Consider the following 18,264-nt stretch of genomic DNA (forward strand, 5'->3'; position numbering starts at 1 on the left):
TAATCAAGCGAGTCAGCTACGGATTCGGTTGTTTTAGTAGCTTTAGATTAAGGATTCATCTAGTATTCGGAATTAAAAAGGCTGCCTAATCATAATACGATTAGGCAACCTCAGACAGCCGATTACCAACAACAGTTGACAAAGAGCCTGTAAAACACCCTTTCGATACTATTTTTTGGTTGGTAGCCGTTAAATAGTATATCGAAAGGGTGTTTTGGGCTAAAGCCTTTTTTCACCCCCACAAGTAAAACTTGTGGTTTTATTTAACCAATTAATAAAAAAATCCTCGTCATGACTGACAACTGCCAGTCATGACGAGGATTTTTCAATTTCGGGTTATTCCAAAAAGTCTTTCAATTGCTTACTGCGTGATGGGTGACGTAACTTCCGCAGCGCTTTGGCTTCGATCTGCCGGATCCGTTCACGGGTAACCCCGAAGACTTTCCCGACTTCTTCCAAAGTCCGCGTCCGACCATCATCCAAGCCGAACCGTAACCGCAAGACGTTTTCTTCCCGGTCAGTCAGCGTGTCCAGGACACTTTCCAACTGTTCCTTCAGTAATTCGTAAGCGGCATGGTCAGCAGGACTCGTCGCATCTTGGTCTTCAATGAAGTCGCCCAAGTGAGAGTCGTCCTCTTCACCGATTGGTGTTTCCAAGGAAACAGGTTCTTGGGCGATCTTTAAGATCTCGCGAACCTTTTCCGTTGGCATGTCCATTTCGGCCCCAATTTCTTCAGGCGTTGGTTCCCGCCCTAAGTCTTGGAGTAATTGCCGTTGAATCCGAATCAACTTGTTGATGGTTTCGACCATGTGCACGGGAATCCGAATCGTCCGTGCTTGGTCCGCAATCGCCCGCGTGATGGCTTGACGAATCCACCAAGTAGCGTAAGTGGAGAACTTGAACCCTTTGCGGTAGTCGAACTTTTCGACGGCCTTCATCAAGCCCATGTTCCCTTCTTGGATCAGGTCTAAGAATTGCATGCCCCGACCGACATAACGCTTGGCAATGGAAACGACCAACCGCAAGTTGGCTTCAGCCAATTCTTGCTTGGCTTCTTCTTCGCCGTTTTCGATCCGCAAGGCTAAGGCGACTTCTTCGTCCGCCGTTAACAGGTTGACCCGACCGATTTCTTTCAAATACATCCGCACTGGGTCGTTGATCTTGACCCCAGTGGTCGTGGAGGCTTCCTTCAATTCTTTCTTGGAAACGGCCTTTTGTGCTTTAACGGCCCGTGCATCTGGCTCACCCTTAGCATCAACCACGCTGATTCCGGCATCGGAAATCGTTTCAAGTAACTTATCCATCTGCTTAGCATCCAGCGTGTAAGGCGTGGCCACCTTATCAGTCAGTTCATCGTACGTGATGTGACCGGCCTTCTTGGTGTTCTTGATCAGAGCCCGCACCGTCTTGTTGTATGCCTTTTGGTCAAACATTGGTTGATCCGTGGTCTTTTTTGCCATTAAAATACCCCCTAGACTAAAGTTGCTTGTTCGCCTGGCGTTGTTGCTCCAGCTGAACAATCTCAATGACTAATTGCCGTTGTTGTTCGGCATTCCCGAGGCGGGAAGCTTCCGCCAGTTGATTCTTCTTCTGACGGAGTTGTTCGTCGATTGGCGCCTCGTCCATAATGATTGCTAAATAGTCATCGATCTCACGCGGGGTGACCGCCGCGTAAGTTGCCGTCTCTAAATCGATGACGATCTGCTGCAGGCGGTCTTCTTTAATGAAGTCCGTGAACTGCGCAGTACGGTAGGTTTGATGCGTTTGAAAATAACCTTGGGCCAAGGTATAAATCACTTGATAATCGTCGTGGACAAAACTAAAGTCAGCCATACTCGTGACTTTTGCCCAGACATTGCGGTCATGCAGTAACCGAAATAACAGACCACGTTCGGCCCGCTCTAAGCGGGTCAGTGGCCGCTGCTGTTGATGGACCGTGACGGCCGGCTGTGCCGGTGGTGGCGTTTGATTGGCTGCTTGCCGTGGTCGCGCGCGTTCCTGTTGCGCGGCGGTATCGCGTTGCGTTTGTTTCAATTGCGCCTGCAAGGCCGCCTTGTCGATGTGAAACTCGCTGGCTAATTGATTCAGGTACATGTCCAGTTCCACGGGTTCTTGGACCTGCGCTAACAAGGGCATGACCTGGTTCACGTAGTCTAGCTGTTCACTATCGGTGTCTAACGACTTGTTACGCCGCAAGAAACGCAGGTTGAACTGTAACGGTGGTTCCTTAGCCGTCGTGAGCATTTGTCGAAAGGCTTCGTCACCGTGGGCCCGCCGGTATTCGTCCGGGTCTTGACCCTCAGGCAACTGAATCACGCTGAGTGCCAAATGACTGTGTTGTCCCAATAACGTCAGTGCCCGCGAAATTGCTCGCTGACCAGGTTCATCTCCATCATAACAGACATTGAGCTTATCTGTCGTCCGTTCGATGGCATAAATCTGTTCCGTCGTCAGGCTGGTCCCCATGGAAGCGATACCGTTGTGCACGCCCGCTTGAGTCGCCGAAATGACATCCATGTACCCTTCAAACAACGTGACTTCTCCCGCCTGACGAATCGCCGGTCGGGCCAAGTCAAAGTTGAACAGTAACCGACTCTTGTTGAACAACGCCGTTTCCGGACAGTTCAAATACTTGGGTTGGTCGTCCGCCTTCTTGATCAAGCGCCCAGAAAACGCCGCCACATGACCGCTGGCATTGCGCAGCGGAAACATCACCCGTTCAGTGAAGCGGTCGCGCAACTCACCCTGGGCATTTTCAATGAACAGTCCCGACTGCCGTAACAATTGGTAGTCACTCTGACGTTGTTCAAAGAACGGTTTCAACAACCGCTGCCCTGGGGCAAACCCCAGCTGGTAAGTTTCAATGGTCTCATCAGTCAGCCCACGATCATGCAGGTAATCCAGCGCCGGTTGACCGACCGCCGTGTTGACTAACACGTGGTGGTAAAGTTTGGCTGCTTGTTCCTGCAGGTCGATCAGTTGACTGGTCTTGGAATCCATCTTGGGCCCACTGGCATCTTGACGGTACTCGCTATCCAGGTCCACGTGACTAAAATCCGCGACCTTGACCACGGCTTCCGGGAAGCTCACGTGTTCCAGTTCCATTAAAAACTTGAAGACGTTGCCGCCCCGGCCGCAGCTGAAGCAATGAAAGATCTGTTTATCTTCTGACACGGAAAATGACGGCGTCCGTTCCTCATGAAAGGGGCACAGACCGAACAAATTCTTACCGGACTTTTTCAGCTGAACATACTGTCCCACCACGTCCGCGATGTTGGTGGCCGTCCGCACCGTTTCAATCACGTCTTCAGGTATCTTCGCCACACCATCACTCCCTTACCGTGGATCCGTGCGCCATAGCCTTGAAAAGTCGCACCCCGGAAACCCGAAAAGTGCGACTCTTTAATTGGAATTCGCGCGTAAAACTACAAGTTATATGATAGCATAAGGGCAATTTTTGTCAATCTTTTACGCTCGCCGGTGCCTGAGCAGATAACTCGCGTCAGCCATCGCCATTTGGCATAATAAACGTATCACTTCCCCACTCACCCAACCTAGGAGGTTTTTGACATGGATAAGCTAGCAAATGCCAAGGAACAACTGCACGGTAAGGGCCAACAGCTCGCCGGTAAACTAACCGGTGACCGGGCCAAGGAAGGCGCGGGCAAAACAGAAGAACTGATTGGTAAGGCGAAGGAAAAAGCGGCCGACGCTAAGGAACAGGTCAAAGGTGCGGTCGATGAAGTCAAACGGCAGGTACAGCAGAAACAGAGTGGGACAACAGGCGGTTAACTGGCGAGCATTAACGGCGCTAGGCAGATAATCCTGATTCTGGATTATTTGTCTAGTGGTGTTAAGCGAAACCAGTTGCCTGATGGCGCACGTTTCGGCTATGAGGCCAGAGACGTGCGCCATCGCTCAAAGCGAGGCCGAGACCGCTTCTCAGGCTCGGTCCCCACTGCGTTCCAACCCATAGTTGGTGGACGGTAGGCGGCCAATGCTCACCACGAAATTGCATATGTAAGAAGGGTCCCGCGGCTAAAAACCGCGGGACCCTTCTGATGTTATCAGTAATGCAATGAGTCACTTATTTTACGATCAATTGATCCAAGTCACCTAAGGTCAACGCTAAGGTAGCCAGATGGCTCAGTTCCGTTAAGCGGTTGTTCCGCACGGCATCATCCTTGGCCATGACCATCGTGGCTTCAAAGTAAGCCGCAATCGTTGGTTGGATGGCTGCCAGGCTGGCGTACAAGGCACTCAAGCCCTGATCCGCAGCCGTCGCAACTTCAGCGACGCCTTGGTGTAAGGCACCTTCACTGTCGTTTTCAAACAGGTCGGGGTTGACCGTGGCGTCGGCTAATTCTGCCGGGGCCTTTTGAGCCAACCGAATGACCCGCGTCAAGGATTCAATGACTGCCTTGAAGTTGGCGTCATCGGCGTGGTCAGCTAAGAGCTGCGCCGCCGTAAAGATCTGTAAGACGTCGCTGCTAGAACCAGCCGTCACAGCATCGATGATATCATGACGTTGTTTATCGGAACGCAAGATCTTGCGGATCCGGTCCTTGATGAAGGACACCATGGCTTCGATTTGACTAGTCTGGTCCAGTTGTGGCGCCACGTTAGCCGCGTCTTCAGCCGCAATGAAGTCACTTGCCAGTTCAGCGACTGGTAAGGACCACTTTTGGTCTTGGGCGATCCGGACGATCCCGGTCGCCTGCCGCCGCAGGGCGTAAGGGTCATTAGAGCCACTAGGAATCATCCCCGCAGCAAAGAACGTCAAGATGCTATCGAATTTGTCAGCCAGGGCCAAAACAGCGCCAGGCACAGACGTTGGCAATGCCCCATCAGCTGAGATGGGTTCGTAGTGTTCACGAATGGCTTGGGCAACGGCAGGATCTTCGCCTTGCAACAAGGCGTATTTCTCACCCATGACCCCTTGCAATTCAGCGAATTCACCGACCATCCCCGTGACCAGGTCAAACTTGTAGATTTCACTGGCACGCAGGGCGGCCTTGGTTTGGGCATCGTTTAAGTTGAAATGCTTAGCCAAGACACCCACGATTGCCGTGACCCGGGCCATCTTTTCGGCCATGGTACTGATCTTATCATGGAAGCTAACCGCCTTGAGTCGTTCCACGTAGTCGGCAATGGTCTTCTTTTGGTCTTCCGTGTAGAAGAACATGGCGTCTTCTAGCCGCGCCGTTAAGACCTTTTCGTTACCGGCAACCACGTTTTGTAAGTCGTGGTCGGTCCCGTTACGCACGGAGATGAAGTTTGGCAAGAGCTCGCCCTGCGCATCTCTCGCGTAGAAGAAGCGTTGGTGGTCACGCATCGAAGTGATCAGGACTTCTTCGGGGATAGTCAGGTACTTCTTGTCAAAGCTACCTTCAAAGGCAGTTGGCCATTCAACCAGGTTGTTGACCTCTTCTAACAAGCCAGCATCGATGTTGACGGTCCAGTCATGGTCGCTAGCAATCTTTTCGATTTGCTTCTTGATCAAGGCCTTGCGCTTGTCGGCGTCAGCGATAACAAATTGGGTGGTCAGGTCAGCCTCGTAATCGGCGGCCGTGGCGATATCGATGTCCGTGCCTAAGAAACGGTGGCCCCGGGTGTTGCGACCCGTCGTGACGTCCAAGATGCTAAAGGGAATCACGTCGTTGTCCAGTAATGCTACCAGCCAACGGATTGGCCGAATGTATTCGAAGTGGTGCGTGCTCCATTTCATCATGGTCGGGAAAGTCATGGCCGTGATGATGTCCTTCAAGCCTGCCAAGACTTCAGCGACGGGTTCACCGGCAATAAACTTGTCAACGTAGACGTATTCAGTGCCCTTGATTTCCTTAAAGGTGATGTCGTCTGGTGTCAGGCCTTGCCCGCGGGTAAACCCGATAGCGGCCTTGGTCCAGTTACCGTCGGTGTCTTGGGCGATTTTCTTAGCGGGACCCTTCACGGATTCACTGATGTCTTCTTGCTTGTCAGCTAACCCATCGATTTGGATGGCTAACCGGCGCGGCGTCGAAAACGGCTTGATGTCGTCATAGGCGATCCGTTGTTCCTTTAAATAATCAGCCGTCCGCTTGACCAGTTGTTTGATGGCTGGTGTCACCACGTGGGCGGGCATTTCTTCTAGTCCAATTTCCAGTAAAAATGTGTGTGCCATTATTTTTTGGCCTCCTCGTCGTCTGCTAATAATTTTGCCCGCAAGGCTTCGTCCTTAACCAACGGGAACCCACGCTTCTTCCGTTCTGCCACAAAGGCTCTGGCCACGGCCCGCGCCATGTTCCGGATACGTGACAGATAACCGGCCCGTTCAGTCACGGACACGGCACCACGCGCATCAAGCAGGTTGAAGGTGTGGCTGCACTTTAAGATGTAGTCGTAAGCTGGGTGGACCAGGCCGTTAGCGATTTGCTTCTTGGCTTCAGCTTCGTATTCGTCGAAGTGCCGCAGCAACATGTCCTGGTCGCTTTCTTCAAAGCTGTACTTGGAGTGTTCGTATTCGGGTTCCTTGAAAATGTCGCCGTACTTGACGCCATCGGCCCATTCCAAATCAAAGACGGAGTTGACGTCTTGGACGTAAGAAGCTAGCCGTTCCAAGCCGTAAGTGACTTCAGAGGTGACGGGATCGACTTCCATCCCCCCAACCACTTGGAAGTACGTGAACTGGGTGATTTCCATCCCGTCCAACCAAACTTCCCAACCAACACCGGCACAACCCATGGATGGGTTTTCCCAGTTATCTTCCACGAAGCGGATATCGTGTTCTAAGGGGTTGATGCCCAGTTCCTTCAAGCTGTTCAGGTAAAGTTCCTGAATGTTATCGGGAGATGGCTTCATAATCACTTGGAATTGGTGGTGTTGGTACAACCGGTTGGGGTTTTCCCCGTAACGACCATCAGCTGGTCGGCGGGAAGGTTCAACGTAAGCGGCGTTCCAAGGTTCTGGTCCGATCGCCCGTAAGAAGGTGTAAGGACTCATGGTCCCGGCCCCTTTTTCTGTATCGTAAGCTTGCATCAGCATGCAGCCCTGTGCGGACCAGTACTGTTGTAACTTTAAAATGATTGCTTGCATGGACAGTTTTTCTGTCATGGGTACTGTTTCCTCCTTGTTTGGTTGCCAGTGGTCAAATGACGAACTGATCGACCGATTAAACAAATAAGCGCGCAAAAAATCCCTACGAGAATTCACCGAGGCAAATTCACGTAGGGACGAATTTTTAATTTCGCGGTTCCACCCTACTTCTAGTCAATGACTAGCAGCTTACTTGGAAACGACTCCGAATGTGCCAACTCACAGCGTCTTGGATTCGGCTTGCACTATCCCGAACTCGCTAGACCAATCACGCTGTGACTCTCATTCATCATAATCGACTTATTTAACTGTGTTTTATGATAGCTGTCCGCGGCGGGGTTGTCAACTGACTTCCTGCAAACCGGACCAAAAAATTCCAGTCAGTAACTCAGTGATTTACTCGTGGTGCCGAACCCGGTGGCCGACCCAATTCAAGCTCAGTAACAGGCTGAACCCCAGAACTTGCCAAATTGAGTGGTGTTCACTGGTCTGGGGCAGCTGGGTTGTTGCCAGTTGGGCTGAGGCTTGGTGGCCTGCTTTTTGGTTGGCGTCAGTGGTCGGTCGCCAGAACGGTACTGCCAGTTGACCGCTGGGGCCGTGAGTGCCACGTTGTGTGTGAATCCCTGTCGTCTTCGCTGAACGACTGGCTGGGAATCTTGGTGCTGATGACCAGTCGTTGCTTGGCGTTGGTCCTGTCGTGATTGGCTAGTCTTCGTCGTCCGAGGTGATCTCCGCAAGGACTTGTTTCCTGCCGATTTTGACCGGGACGGTCGGACCTGCTGATGCGGTTGCGCCGGATTAGTTAGCTGATCTGATTGTGCTGGTTGCTGAGAATTGCTTGAAGCCGAATGGATTGGCGTAGACTCTGGGTCAGCTGGAGTCGAGCCACCGTTCGGTATGCTCCAGGTTAACGTCAAGCTGCTATTGCTGTAATTACCGGTGTGGTCGGTTGCAGTTCCTGTGGTTCCGGAAGATGCTAGGGCGACTGTTAGATTGTCCAAGTAAGAATTGAACCCCTCTGGCAATTCAAGCTGGTCAGTTTGATTATCGTAAGTCAGTTCGCTGCCGTTTCGGGTAAAGACTAGGGTCGTCCCTAACTTCAGTGTATCCTTAGGTATCAGCTTTTCTATTGCCGCTCTTACGCCGGTTAACCACCGGCCAGAAATGCCGACGCCTACAGTTAACGGCGATGTCTGGCTAGCGAAAGCATCATCCCCTAACTTATTATTATCAACGGTAATTTTGATGTTGGCTAAGGACAGTTGGTTATCCGCAAACGCATAGTCAACGACACTGCCAATGCTTCCCTTTGACTCAACACCAGTGAGGAAATTAGACTTAAAAGCACTATTACCAATTGAAGTGACCTTATTCGGAATTACGAGGTCCCCAGCCAATTGATTGCTAGCAAAGGCAGCTGTCCCAATCGTATCCAACTGTGCCTGTTCATCACCCAAAGTCAATGCCACAATTTTGTTTCCTTGAAAAGCACTATTACCAAGTCGCGGTCACGGTATCTGGAATTGTTAAGTTGCCAGTCAGCTGATTACCAGCAGTGCTACCGACAAAAGCTGAATTGCCAATTGTTTTAACCCCGGTCCCTAAATCTAAATGCGTTAGCCGATTGCCTGCAAAAGCAGAGTCATTAATGTGCTCAATACCATTTGAAATTGTTAAGTTTGTCAATTGATTGTTGGCAAAAGCCGAGTTCCCAATGGTTCCTGTACTTTTGCCTAGATTCAAGCCAGTCAGTGCATCATTAGCAAACGCCGATTCATTAACAAAGTTAACTGAATCCGGAATCACCAACGTGCCCGTCAATTTTTTATTATCGGCAAAGGCAGAATTACCAATTGTCTTCAGTTGAGACGCCTGAGTACCCAACGTTAGTGTCTGAATATTGTTGCCCGCGAACGCAAAATCACCAATTGTCTTCACCGTATCTGGAATAGTTACTTCGCCCGTGAGCGCATCCTCGAAAAATGCTCGGTCGCCGATTGACGTCAGTCCCTGTCCAAAGGTTACTTGGCTTAACTTAGCGTTGTTGGCAAACGCAGAAGTATCAATCGTGGTAACCTTGTCAGGTATTATGACAGACGTCAACGCATTATTTTCAAAAGCCGATTCATCAATTTCTGTTAGACCCTTTCCTAATTCAAGCGTAGTCAACTGATTATTAGCAAAAGCCGATTTCCTAATCGTATTGATATTATCCGGTAAGACAACGCTCACTAATGCATTATTGGCAAAGGCATTGGCGTAAATATCTAACTTACCCCCTGTATCTTCGCTAAGATTCAAGCTGGTCAACTGGTTGCCAGTGCCATCACCTAGTCCATTACCAATAAAAGCACTATCGCCAATCGTCGTGACCGATTTCGGCAGTGTCAACGCTCCAGTCAACTGATTACCAGCAAACGCTGAAGCACCGATTTCCCACAATGATGTATTGTCCTGGTTAAAGATAATCTGTTTTAAGTCGTCATTTTCAAACGTATAACTGCCAATCGTCTGAACATACTTACCGATGTCCAAGGACGTAATCCCTTTATTAGCGAACACACTATCCGCAATACCAACCACCCATTTTGAACCTGATGGATTCGTTGCAACCGGGTTAAACGTATCTGGAATAACAATATCCTTACTATTTCCCGTATAGCCAGAAATCACATAACCCGTGTTATTGTCATTTGCGGTATACACAAAGCCATTGTCATCCGTATAGGTTGGCGTCATAGTTTTGTCTGTCGTTGTGGCCGCATCCTCTGCCACAGCTAGCTTAGGCGTCCGCACAGCTGACACCGCCATCTTGTTCATGCGCAGACTGCCTGCCGGTAATGCTCGTCGACGCTGACCAGTCCAATCTGCTGGAACTGCCACTCTTTCCATAGAAGCAGTCGAGCTGGGTGCGACCAGCTGGTGTACCGTCGCAGCTGAAGCCGCACGTTCTGCGGTTGGTGTTACTGACTGTGCCCCTTGACCGGCTCCAGTAGAAGCCGCTGACGCCGCAATTGAGCTAGCCGGACTAGCTGTAGAACTAGCCCCTAAAGATGCCGGTGTGGCGATTGAACTGGCAACGCTGGCACCTGATTGCGCGCTAGAAGTCGCGGCTGCACTTGATGCCGAGGCCTGACTGGCCGACGACCCCACGGCTGTGGTCGAACTCGCCGGTGTCGTTGCCGCTTGTGCCGGCTGAGCCAACAGTCCGGTTCCCAGTGCCGCCACCGCGACGCTCGCTACTAATAATTTCCCCGATGTGTTACTCGCCCTTTGACTTTTCTGCATAGCTCCCTGTCTCCCCTTACGTTCAAATTTTAAACAAATTACTCAATAATATTCATCGTAGCACTAATTTTTGAGAACATCCGTACCAATAAATAACGATGGGGGAAACCATTTTTGCTATAACTTAATAAAGCCAATCAACATCAATTCGTCATCACGGAAATGCCCTCTAGCTTATCGCAGGCCCCGCCAGTTACGGGGTCACATTTAAAAATCTGGGAAATTTCAAAAAATGGACTAACGCAAAAAATGGACGCCAGTAGATTTTCCACTAGCGTCCACTCAGTTATTCTGTTTGGTTATCTGCCGGGCCATCCCCCGGCGTCATCGTCATCCGCGCCGACCAAGACTGCATCTGATCCAAGAAACGCTTGGACTTGGGATGCACACCAATTTGGCTATCGTAAATTTCATCCATCAACTGGCGCATGGCGTGTTCCGTTTGCGGCTTGACGTTGATCGAATGAACGCGGTCTAAATCGAGCACTGAGAACTGGCGCAGGTAATAAATCGTGCGTTGGGCCAGGTGCAAGCGCCGTGGATCCATTTGCCAATGCTGCTGACACAACAGGCCCCCGTAACTTTCCGAGTAGTCAAACGGCAAGTCGGTACGCCCACAGATGGCACAGCCCTGCAACTGCGGGGCAACGCCAAAGGCTGGCATCAATTGAATCTCCACGATGTTGGTCACGATGGCCGCATTCACGCCGTCATCAATCAGCGTCAGTGCCCGCTGCACCCGATGATACCAATCCGGTAGCGGCTGGCTGTCCGGAAAGGCCTGGTCGACCAGACTCATGATATAAGTCGCGTAGGCGTTTTTGAAAATGTCCGCGCTGATATTTTGAAATTGACTGGTCTCCCTGGCTGTGCGGATATACGACAGGCCGTCGTCGGCGATATCGCCAACGTAACTCCCCACCGTGAATGGCAAGATGTCCGCCACCATCTTAAACCCCTTTTTCTTGGCACCACGGACCAGAAACATTTTCTTACCGAATTCCGCGGTCAGAAACTTGATCAAGAAATCCCGTTCAGCGTAATCTCGCCGAAAAAGGAGGATGCCGTGAAAATCCGTTACGTTCCGTGCCACGATTCATCCCCCACTTTCATTTTTTATAAATCGTCCTTGCGGTACCCGTAGGATTTCAACAAGCTGGCCTTATCGCGCCAGTTGGGTTGGACCTTGACCCACAGTTGTAGGTAAACTTTACTTCCCAACAAATGTTCAATGTCTTGACGGGCCATGGTCCCAATCTTCTTGAGCATGCTACCGCCCTTACCGATCATGATTCCCTTTTGCGTCGGCCGTTCCACGATGATGGTGGCTTCGATGTGCACGTGGTCTTCGTCTTTTTGCTTCATACTTTCGATTTCCACGGCCACTGAATGCGGCACTTCTTCTCGCGTTAACATGAAGATCTTTTCCCGAATCAACTCACTGACCACGAATCGTTCCGGATGATCGGTGACCTGGTCTTCAGGGTAGTACTGAGGGCCGTGCGGCATTTCGGCGACTAACCCACTCAACAGTTCGTCGACGTTATTGCCTTCGAGGGCTGAAATTGGGTAGACCGCTTTCCAGGGCAAAGCCGTTTGGTACTGTTCCATCACGGGTAAGAGGTCGTCTGGTTTGACCTGATCGATCTTATTGATCAACAGGTAAACGGGGGCCTTGATGCCCTTTAAGCGGTCGATGATAAAGTTATCGCCGGCGCCCCGCTTTTCAGCGGCATTGACCATGAACAACACAGCATCGACTTCATTTAAGGCGGACATGGCCGATTGGACCATGTAGTCGCCTAATTTACTCTTGGGCTTGTGGACCCCGGGCGTATCGATGAAGACGATTTGGGCCTCATCGGTGGTGTAGATCCCCTGAATCTTGTTCCGAGTCGTTTGGGCCGTATTCGACATGATCGCGATTTTTTGGCCAATCACCCGGTTTAAAAAGGTCGATTTCCCCACGTTGGGACGGCCGACGATGGCCACGAATCCTGATTTATAATTTGGATTATCCATATTTTCCTCCTAGAACCAGCGCATGAACGCCGGTAACATCACTAACGCGCCCACGATGACGGCAAAAATCGCGGCCATCAAGACGCCACCAGCGGCGACATCCTTGGCCCGCTTCGCCAGGTCATGGTAATGTTGCCCCACGACCAAATCGACGACGGCCTCCACGATGGTATTCAAAGTCTCGGCGATCAAGACCAGGAAAATGGCCAAGACCAGCCACAGCCATTCGTTGAGCGTCAACCGGAGAATCAGCCCGGCAATGACCGCCAGACTGCCCACCGCCAAGTGCTTGCGAAAATTGCGCTCATAGTGAAAGAGCGCTCGCAGACCATCCCACGCGTGGCCGAGCGATTGGCTAAAGGCGCGATTCTTGCTGGTTTGCTGTGGTTGCTTACCGCTTGAGGCCATAGGCATCTAAAATGTCGGCCTGGAGCTTGAACATGACCTTTTCGTCTGCTGGCTCCATGTGGTCGTAGCCGTTTAAGTGCAAGAAACCGTGGACCACAAGGAAGCCCAGCTCCCGTTCGTAGGAGTGGCCCAGGTATTCGGCTTGTTCTTCAACCTTATCCATAGAGACGAAAATGTCCCCGATGTTTTCAGGAATCTCAGCGGCCATTTCTTCGTCCATGACCAGTGGAAAATCGTCGTCGGCATCTTCGCCGTCTTCAATCGCAAAACTGATGACGTCGGTAGCCCGATCAACCCCGCGGTACTGCTTATTGATCCGGTGAATGTCTTCGTTGTTCATCAACGTCACAGACATTTCCGTATTTTCGGCTAGCTTCAGGTATTTGCCGGCGTATTCCAAGACGTCCTTGATCATGTCAACGTGCTTGGCAGGAACGCCATCTTTGGTTTTATCGTAAATCTCTAAGTCCATTATTTCTTAGCTCCATTTGGTTTAGTATCGTTGGCTTCATAGGCGTTAATGATCCGGGCGACGACTGGGTGCCGGACCACATCCTCTGAACTGAACGTGACAAAGTTGATGTGCGACACGTTTTGCAAGATGTGTTGGGCCTGAATCAGCCCTGATTTGGCGTTGTTCGGCAGGTCAATTTGTGAGATGTCCCCATTGACGATCATCTTTGAGCCAAAGCCCAGCCGCGTCAAGAACATCTTCATCTGCATGTTGGTCGTGTTTTGTGCTTCATCCAAAATGACGAAGGCCGATTCCAGCGTCCGCCCCCGCATGTAGGCCAACGGCGCAATTTCAATCACACCACGGTCCATTAACCGGGTCGTATGTTCTGCCCCTAAAATGGCGTATAAGGCGTCATAGATTGGGCGCAAATACGGGTCGACCTTTTCCTTTAAGTCCCCGGGTAAGAAGCCTAAACTTTCCCCAGCTTCCACGGCCGGCCGGGTGATGATCAATTTTTCCACATCCCCATGCTTCAAAGCGGCCACGGCCATAACCACAGCCAGGTAGGTTTTCCCCGTCCCGGCTGGGCCAATCCCAAAGGTGATATCGTTGTGCTTGATGGAATCAATATATTGGCGTTGCCCAAAGTTCTTGACCCGCACCGGACGACCCTTGGCGTCGTTGATTAATTTTTCGGTGTAGAAATCCTCGAAGTACGTGAGCGTGCCGCGGTTGGCCATCTTCATCGCACTGATGACGTCAGCGCTATTTAACTTGATGCCTTTGGCCAACAGGTCACTCATGTTGCGTAAGATAGCCAGCGTTTGGTTCACGGCTTCAGCCGCACCGGAGACTTTGATTGAATTGCCAAAGGGCTTGATCACAACGTTTTGACCCTCTTCCAGGATGGTGACAAACTGATCCTGCGTCCCCAACAGACCAACTTCGTCCTCAGGGCGTTCCAAGATATATTCTTTTTCAATCGTTGCGTTCTCAGTCAAATACGGTGGCTCCTTTATGTTTAAATTTTTAGGTCACGCGGGCTGCACGGTGGCGGTTCGACCGCCGATGCCGCACAGACCTCTAATACTCAAATTTTAGCATACCACCGGGGATTGTAAAAGGATTCAGCGTGAAAAGTCTGGCGGATGAGAATTGCCTAAGTTTTTCCCGATAATATCTCGTGCGTGAACCCGCTAAAATTGCGGTGTAAAAAAAGCTTGGGCAGTTTTGTCCAAACTTTTCTGGTGTACTCATTTTTAAATGGCCGAAGCCTGCGACAACAGACGGTTACTTGTTTAATTGGGCCTTGACCGTCTGATTGACGATAGCGCCATCGGCTTTGCCCTTCACTTGGGGCATGACCACACCCATGACCTTACCGAAGTCACCCATGCCACTAGCGGACACCTTAGCGATGCTGTCAGCGACGATTTTAGCAATTTCATCTTCACTCAATTGCTTAGGCGCATACTTTTCCACGATGGCGATTTCAGCCTTAACACCTGCCACCAAGTCATCACGGTTGCCCTTGGCAAATTCCGCCATGGATTCCTTACGTTGCTTCAATTCACGGGAAACGACCGTCAGCTCTTCATCAGCCGTTAAATCATGGCCTTGCTTGACCTTTTCGTTCGTCAAAGCCGCCTTCATCATCCGAATCACGTTCAGGGAAAGCTTGTCGTGGGCCTTCATGGCCGTCTTTAAATCAGTGTTGAGTTGGGTTTCTAAACTCATGTCATTTCCTCCTAAAAATTATGGTTACTATTTAGTGTACACCTGATTGTCGCTAGCGTCAGGTATTCTGGGCGAAAAAATGACCACTGGTAATGAGACGCACGTTCGTTCATTAAAAGCTGGTTTGAATAGGCCACCGACTACCGTGAAGAGTAGTGCTGGTGCCAATTCAGTCAAAAGTAGCCGTCACCGATTTAGCCGGTAGAGGCTTCTCAATTGTTTTCCCCCACAAATTGCGGTAGCCTATCCCTAATACAGAAAGGAAGGTTACTATGACAGATATGCGGGCAATTGGTTTTACCCAAAACTTACCGATTACGGACGAACACAGTCTGTTTACATTTTTTGCGCCTAAACCCACCCCGACTGGCCACGATATCTTGGTCAAGGTCGTGGCTACCTCGGTGAATCCGGTCGATACGGCCGTCCGGCGCGGGACGCGGGAAAAATTACCCCGACCTAAAGTGATCGGCTTTGACGCCTATGGCATCGTGGATGCAGTGGGCGATGCCGTGAGTCTGTTTCATCCAGGCGACCGGGTGTGGTACGCCGGATCCTTCAAACGGCCGGGAACGGACAGTGAATATCACCTGGTCGATGAGCGAATCGTCGGCCCAGCACCGCAATCGCTAAAGCCGGCCCAGGCCGCCGCCATGCCCCTCACGTCGTTGACTGCCTGGGAAGCGTTATTTGAACAGCTGCACCTGAGCATCGACACCCCGAAAGCTAACGCCGGCAAGTCCATCTTGATCATCAATGGTGCCGGTGGCGTCGGGTCCATGGCAACACAGTTGGCGCACTTGGCCGGACTGACCGTTATCGCCACGGCTTCTCGTCCTGAAACGGTCGCCTGGACGCAAGCGCATGGTGCCGACATGGTGGTCAATCACCGCCAAGACTTGGTGCCCCAGGTCCAAGCATTGGGCTATCCGACCGTGGACTACATCCTGGAATTAAGCAATCTCAATCAACACTGGCCGGAAATCGTCTCATTGATCCGCCCGAGCGGGGCCATCGTTTCCATTACTGGCAGTGACACCCCGATTGATCTGCGGGCCTTGAAACAAAAGCGGGCGACCTTCGCCTGGGAATGGATGTTCACCAAGTCGCTCTTCGGCACCCCCGACATGATCACCCAACACGACATCTTGACGCGGATCTCCCAACTGGTCGACGCTGGCAAGCTTGTCACGATGCTAACCAAGACCTTCACGCCTATCAACGCCGCCAATCTGCGTGCCGCTCATGAATTAGTCGAGTCCAACCGGATGATCGGTAAGGTCGTCTTAACTGACTGAAGGTTGAAAGATAAATACCAGCTAGAAGCACTGTCACCACACGACTGATGACGTAAAAATTAGTTGTTTATAGCATCCTAGTAAGGACTGGCCGCCTACCGTCCGCCAACTATGGGTTGGAACGCGGTGGGTGGACCGGACCGAGCCAGAAAAGCGGTCTCGGCCTCGCTTTGAGCCGATGGCCCACGTCTCAAAGACGCCAGTTGCCTAAACGGCATGAACCGCGCCGCTAAGGCAACTCCCACGGCTGAATCCATAGTTGGCGGACTCTCGGCTACAAAAGTGCGTACCAGTAACAAGCGGCTTAGCCCCAGATAGCGGCTGATCTAGCGACTAGTCTCTAACACAGTGTTGCTGATAATCGCCAACCTCGCCGGAGGCAGCCAGGGTGGAGCCAGCTGTGTCGACGGTGTTGGCTGAGGTTTTGTCTCAGCCTACAGCGTGGGACGACTTTGGAGACTTGCGGTTTCGGCAAGGCTTTCAAGCGAACCGGAAGACCGCTCCTCAGGCTGGAGGTGTTCCCCATAGCAGGCGGAACCCTGGCTGACGCAGGCCCTGGTTTTGCTAGTTCTGGTGGGCAAAACGCTGTCGCTCCGGGAACCAAGACATTAATTCAGCTTTCAACCTTTAGTTAACTAACGAACCATCAGTTTAATTCAGCCAAAAAACTGGGCAGCCGACCCAGTTTTTTTCTGGTAAACAAAAACCCCAGAACAAATAATGTCCTGAGGTCTTTGAGTTAAATGCAAAAAGAGGTTTAGTAACGCTTCTTCTTGGCTTTACGCTTACGCGCAGCTTCTGATTTTAACTTTTTCTTCACACTTGGTTTTTCGTAAAATTCACGCTTACGGTATTCTTGTAAAGTACCGCTACGGGAAACCGTACGTTTGAAGCGCCGAAGAGCGTCGTCAAAAGACTCGTTTTTGCGAACGACTGTCTTTGCCATATAAAATTCCCTCCCTCCGAGCACAAGTAATAACGTCGGTTGGAATCTCTCCACCGGCGTAACGGTTCTTAACTATTATACATAATCACCCAAACGGCGTCAATAACACAAGCAAATAAATTTGAACCGTTTTATCTCTCGGGGTACACTAGAGGAAAACATTAGAGGAGTTGCTCGCCCATGCAGCAAGTTACAATTTTCGTAATTTCCGATTCATCTGGTGAAACCGCCCTCACCGTTGCGCAGACGGCAGTTTCCCAGTATCCCGCGATTCAGGCCAGTTATCAGCGCTTTCCCTTTATCCAAACCGACTCGATTTTAGATGGTATTTTGAACCTGGCCAAGAAGCAACGGGCCATGATTTTCCACACGTTAGTGAGCCCCAAATTAAGTCAACGCGTCCGTGAATTTGCGGATAAAAATTTATTACATCATTTTGATTGTATTCAACCCGCCATGGCCGTCATGCATCAGGCAACCGGTTTGGAACCTGAAGGTGTGCCCGGTTTGGTCCACAACTTAAACGACACTTATTTCGACCGCATCGCCGCTATGGAGTTCGCGGTGACCTATGATGATGGCAAAGACCCTGCCGGCCTGTTAAAGGCGGACATCGTCATTTTGGGCGTCTCACGGACGTCTAAGACCCCGTTGTCCCTATTCTTAGCTAATCGTAATCTACGCGTCGCCAATTTACCATTGTCGCCCAAGACGCAACTGCCCGATGAGCTCTGGCAAGTCGACCCTAAGCGTATCTTTGGCCTGACCAACAAGCCCGACATTCTCCGCAAGATTCGTCAAGAACGGATGATCTCTTACGGCTTGCCCGCCGACAGTGCTTACTCCGATACGAAAAAGATTACCGAGGAATTGGACTACGCACAAAAGCTCTACAAAAAGATTGGCTGCCTGGTCATCGACGTGTCTAACAAGTCGATTGAAGAGACCGCGACGCTAATTATGGAGAGTGTGGACTATGATTTGATTCCGCATCCCCTTGCCGACTAATAGTGAACTAGTAAAAAGGTGATTT

16 protein-coding genes are annotated in these 18,264 nt (G+C 50.9%); 3 read left to right on the plus strand and 13 right to left on the minus strand.

The genetic code is table 11. The features are described 5' to 3' along the window. Positions 1 to 336: 336 nt before the first annotated feature. Both rpoD and dnaG read right to left on the minus strand, forming a co-directional pair. Complete coding sequence (gene rpoD / locus EKM83_RS06600; RefSeq protein ID WP_382337137.1) at positions 337 to 1,467, minus strand: RNA polymerase sigma factor RpoD; 1,131 nt, start codon at positions 1,465 to 1,467, stop codon at positions 337 to 339. A 10-nt stretch (positions 1,468 to 1,477) separates the two neighbouring features. Continuing rightward, positions 1,478 to 3,325, minus strand: coding sequence for a DNA primase (gene dnaG / locus EKM83_RS06605; protein ID WP_125575844.1), 1,848 nt, complete (start codon positions 3,323 to 3,325; stop codon positions 1,478 to 1,480). Between the two features lie 246 nt (positions 3,326 to 3,571). On the opposite strand from dnaG, the gene EKM83_RS06610 reads away from it, so the two are divergent. Beyond that, a complete protein-coding gene (locus EKM83_RS06610; protein WP_125575845.1) occupies positions 3,572 to 3,793 on the plus strand; it encodes a CsbD family protein in 222 nt (73 codons plus the stop codon). Between the two features lie 295 nt (positions 3,794 to 4,088). Here EKM83_RS06610 and glyS read toward each other — a convergent pair whose 3' ends face one another. From glyS to EKM83_RS06660, 10 genes are all read right to left on the minus strand, one after another. Next, positions 4,089 to 6,164 (minus strand): glycine--tRNA ligase subunit beta, encoded by a 2,076-nt coding sequence (gene glyS / locus EKM83_RS06615; RefSeq protein WP_125575846.1) that lies wholly within the window; start codon positions 6,162 to 6,164, stop codon positions 4,089 to 4,091. Further along, complete coding sequence (gene glyQ, locus EKM83_RS06620) at positions 6,164 to 7,093, minus strand: glycine--tRNA ligase subunit alpha (RefSeq protein ID WP_125575847.1); 930 nt, start codon at positions 7,091 to 7,093, stop codon at positions 6,164 to 6,166. Before glyQ ends, glyS begins: the two co-directional genes overlap by 1 nt. Positions 7,094 to 7,512: 419 nt before the next feature. Further along, positions 7,513 to 8,544, minus strand: a complete 1,032-nt coding sequence (locus tag EKM83_RS06625; protein WP_164505613.1) for a leucine-rich repeat protein — start codon at positions 8,542 to 8,544, stop codon at positions 7,513 to 7,515. A gap of 25 nt (positions 8,545 to 8,569) precedes the next feature. Further along, a complete protein-coding gene (locus EKM83_RS06630) occupies positions 8,570 to 10,363 on the minus strand; it encodes a leucine-rich repeat domain-containing protein (protein WP_125575849.1) in 1,794 nt (597 codons plus the stop codon). A 286-nt stretch (positions 10,364 to 10,649) separates the two neighbouring features. Next, positions 10,650 to 11,459 carry a DNA repair protein RecO gene (gene recO / locus EKM83_RS06635; RefSeq protein ID WP_191987407.1) on the minus strand — a complete coding sequence of 270 codons (810 nt, stop codon included), beginning with the start codon at positions 11,457 to 11,459 and terminating at the stop codon, positions 10,650 to 10,652. Between the two features lie 20 nt (positions 11,460 to 11,479). Further along, positions 11,480 to 12,385 (minus strand): GTPase Era, encoded by a 906-nt coding sequence (era, locus tag EKM83_RS06640; protein WP_125575851.1) that lies wholly within the window; start codon positions 12,383 to 12,385, stop codon positions 11,480 to 11,482. 9 nt (positions 12,386 to 12,394) lie between these two features. Beyond that, the gene (locus EKM83_RS06645; protein ID WP_125575852.1) at positions 12,395 to 12,799 is read right to left on the minus strand and encodes a diacylglycerol kinase family protein; all 405 of its coding nucleotides are present in this window, start codon (positions 12,797 to 12,799) and stop codon (positions 12,395 to 12,397) included. Next, positions 12,777 to 13,265, minus strand: coding sequence for an rRNA maturation RNase YbeY (gene ybeY / locus EKM83_RS06650; protein WP_125575853.1), 489 nt, complete (start codon positions 13,263 to 13,265; stop codon positions 12,777 to 12,779). Before ybeY ends, EKM83_RS06645 begins: the two co-directional genes overlap by 23 nt. After that, positions 13,265 to 14,251, minus strand: a complete 987-nt coding sequence (locus EKM83_RS06655; RefSeq protein ID WP_125575854.1) for a PhoH family protein — start codon at positions 14,249 to 14,251, stop codon at positions 13,265 to 13,267. The genes ybeY and EKM83_RS06655 overlap by 1 nt, the downstream gene beginning before the upstream one ends. A gap of 289 nt (positions 14,252 to 14,540) precedes the next feature. Next, positions 14,541 to 14,987: a GatB/YqeY domain-containing protein gene (locus tag EKM83_RS06660; RefSeq protein WP_125575855.1), complete on the minus strand. Its 447-nt coding sequence runs from the start codon at positions 14,985 to 14,987 to the stop codon at positions 14,541 to 14,543. Between the two features lie 281 nt (positions 14,988 to 15,268). Between EKM83_RS06660 and EKM83_RS06665 the strand changes: the two genes are divergently transcribed. Next, positions 15,269 to 16,285, plus strand: coding sequence for a zinc-binding alcohol dehydrogenase family protein (locus EKM83_RS06665; RefSeq protein WP_164505620.1), 1,017 nt, complete (start codon positions 15,269 to 15,271; stop codon positions 16,283 to 16,285). Positions 16,286 to 17,042: 757 nt separating this feature from the next. Here the strand turns inward: EKM83_RS06665 and rpsU are convergent. After that, the gene (gene rpsU, locus EKM83_RS06670) at positions 17,043 to 17,231 is read right to left on the minus strand and encodes a 30S ribosomal protein S21 (protein WP_125575857.1); all 189 of its coding nucleotides are present in this window, start codon (positions 17,229 to 17,231) and stop codon (positions 17,043 to 17,045) included. A 180-nt stretch (positions 17,232 to 17,411) separates the two neighbouring features. On the opposite strand from rpsU, the gene EKM83_RS06675 reads away from it, so the two are divergent. After that, positions 17,412 to 18,239: a pyruvate, water dikinase regulatory protein gene (locus EKM83_RS06675; protein WP_125575858.1), complete on the plus strand. Its 828-nt coding sequence runs from the start codon at positions 17,412 to 17,414 to the stop codon at positions 18,237 to 18,239. The last annotated feature ends 25 nt before the right edge of the window (positions 18,240 to 18,264 follow it).

This window comes from Levilactobacillus angrenensis (assembly GCF_003946085.1).
Taxonomy (GTDB): Bacteria; Bacillota; Bacilli; order Lactobacillales; family Lactobacillaceae; genus Levilactobacillus; species Levilactobacillus angrenensis.

Coding starts and splice junctions, on each gene's coding strand:
- EKM83_RS06675 (WP_125575858.1), top strand. CDS start 17,412: ATGCAGCAAGTTACAATTTTCGTAATTTCCGATTCATCTGGTGAAACC.
- ybeY (WP_125575853.1), bottom strand. CDS start 13,265: ATGGACTTAGAGATTTACGATAAAACCAAAGATGGCGTTCCTGCCAAG.
- rpsU (WP_125575857.1), bottom strand. CDS start 17,231: ATGGCAAAGACAGTCGTTCGCAAAAACGAGTCTTTTGACGACGCTCTT.
- EKM83_RS06665 (WP_164505620.1), top strand. CDS start 15,269: ATGCGGGCAATTGGTTTTACCCAAAACTTACCGATTACGGACGAACAC.
- glyS (WP_125575846.1), bottom strand. CDS start 6,164: ATGGCACACACATTTTTACTGGAAATTGGACTAGAAGAAATGCCCGCC.
- EKM83_RS06610 (WP_125575845.1), top strand. CDS start 3,572: ATGGATAAGCTAGCAAATGCCAAGGAACAACTGCACGGTAAGGGCCAA.
- era (WP_125575851.1), bottom strand. CDS start 12,385: ATGGATAATCCAAATTATAAATCAGGATTCGTGGCCATCGTCGGCCGT.
- EKM83_RS06645 (WP_125575852.1), bottom strand. CDS start 12,799: ATGCCTATGGCCTCAAGCGGTAAGCAACCACAGCAAACCAGCAAGAAT.
- EKM83_RS06660 (WP_125575855.1), bottom strand. CDS start 14,987: ATGAGTTTAGAAACCCAACTCAACACTGATTTAAAGACGGCCATGAAG.
- glyQ (WP_125575847.1), bottom strand. CDS start 7,093: ATGACAGAAAAACTGTCCATGCAAGCAATCATTTTAAAGTTACAACAG.
- EKM83_RS06630 (WP_125575849.1), bottom strand. CDS start 10,363: ATGCAGAAAAGTCAAAGGGCGAGTAACACATCGGGGAAATTATTAGTA.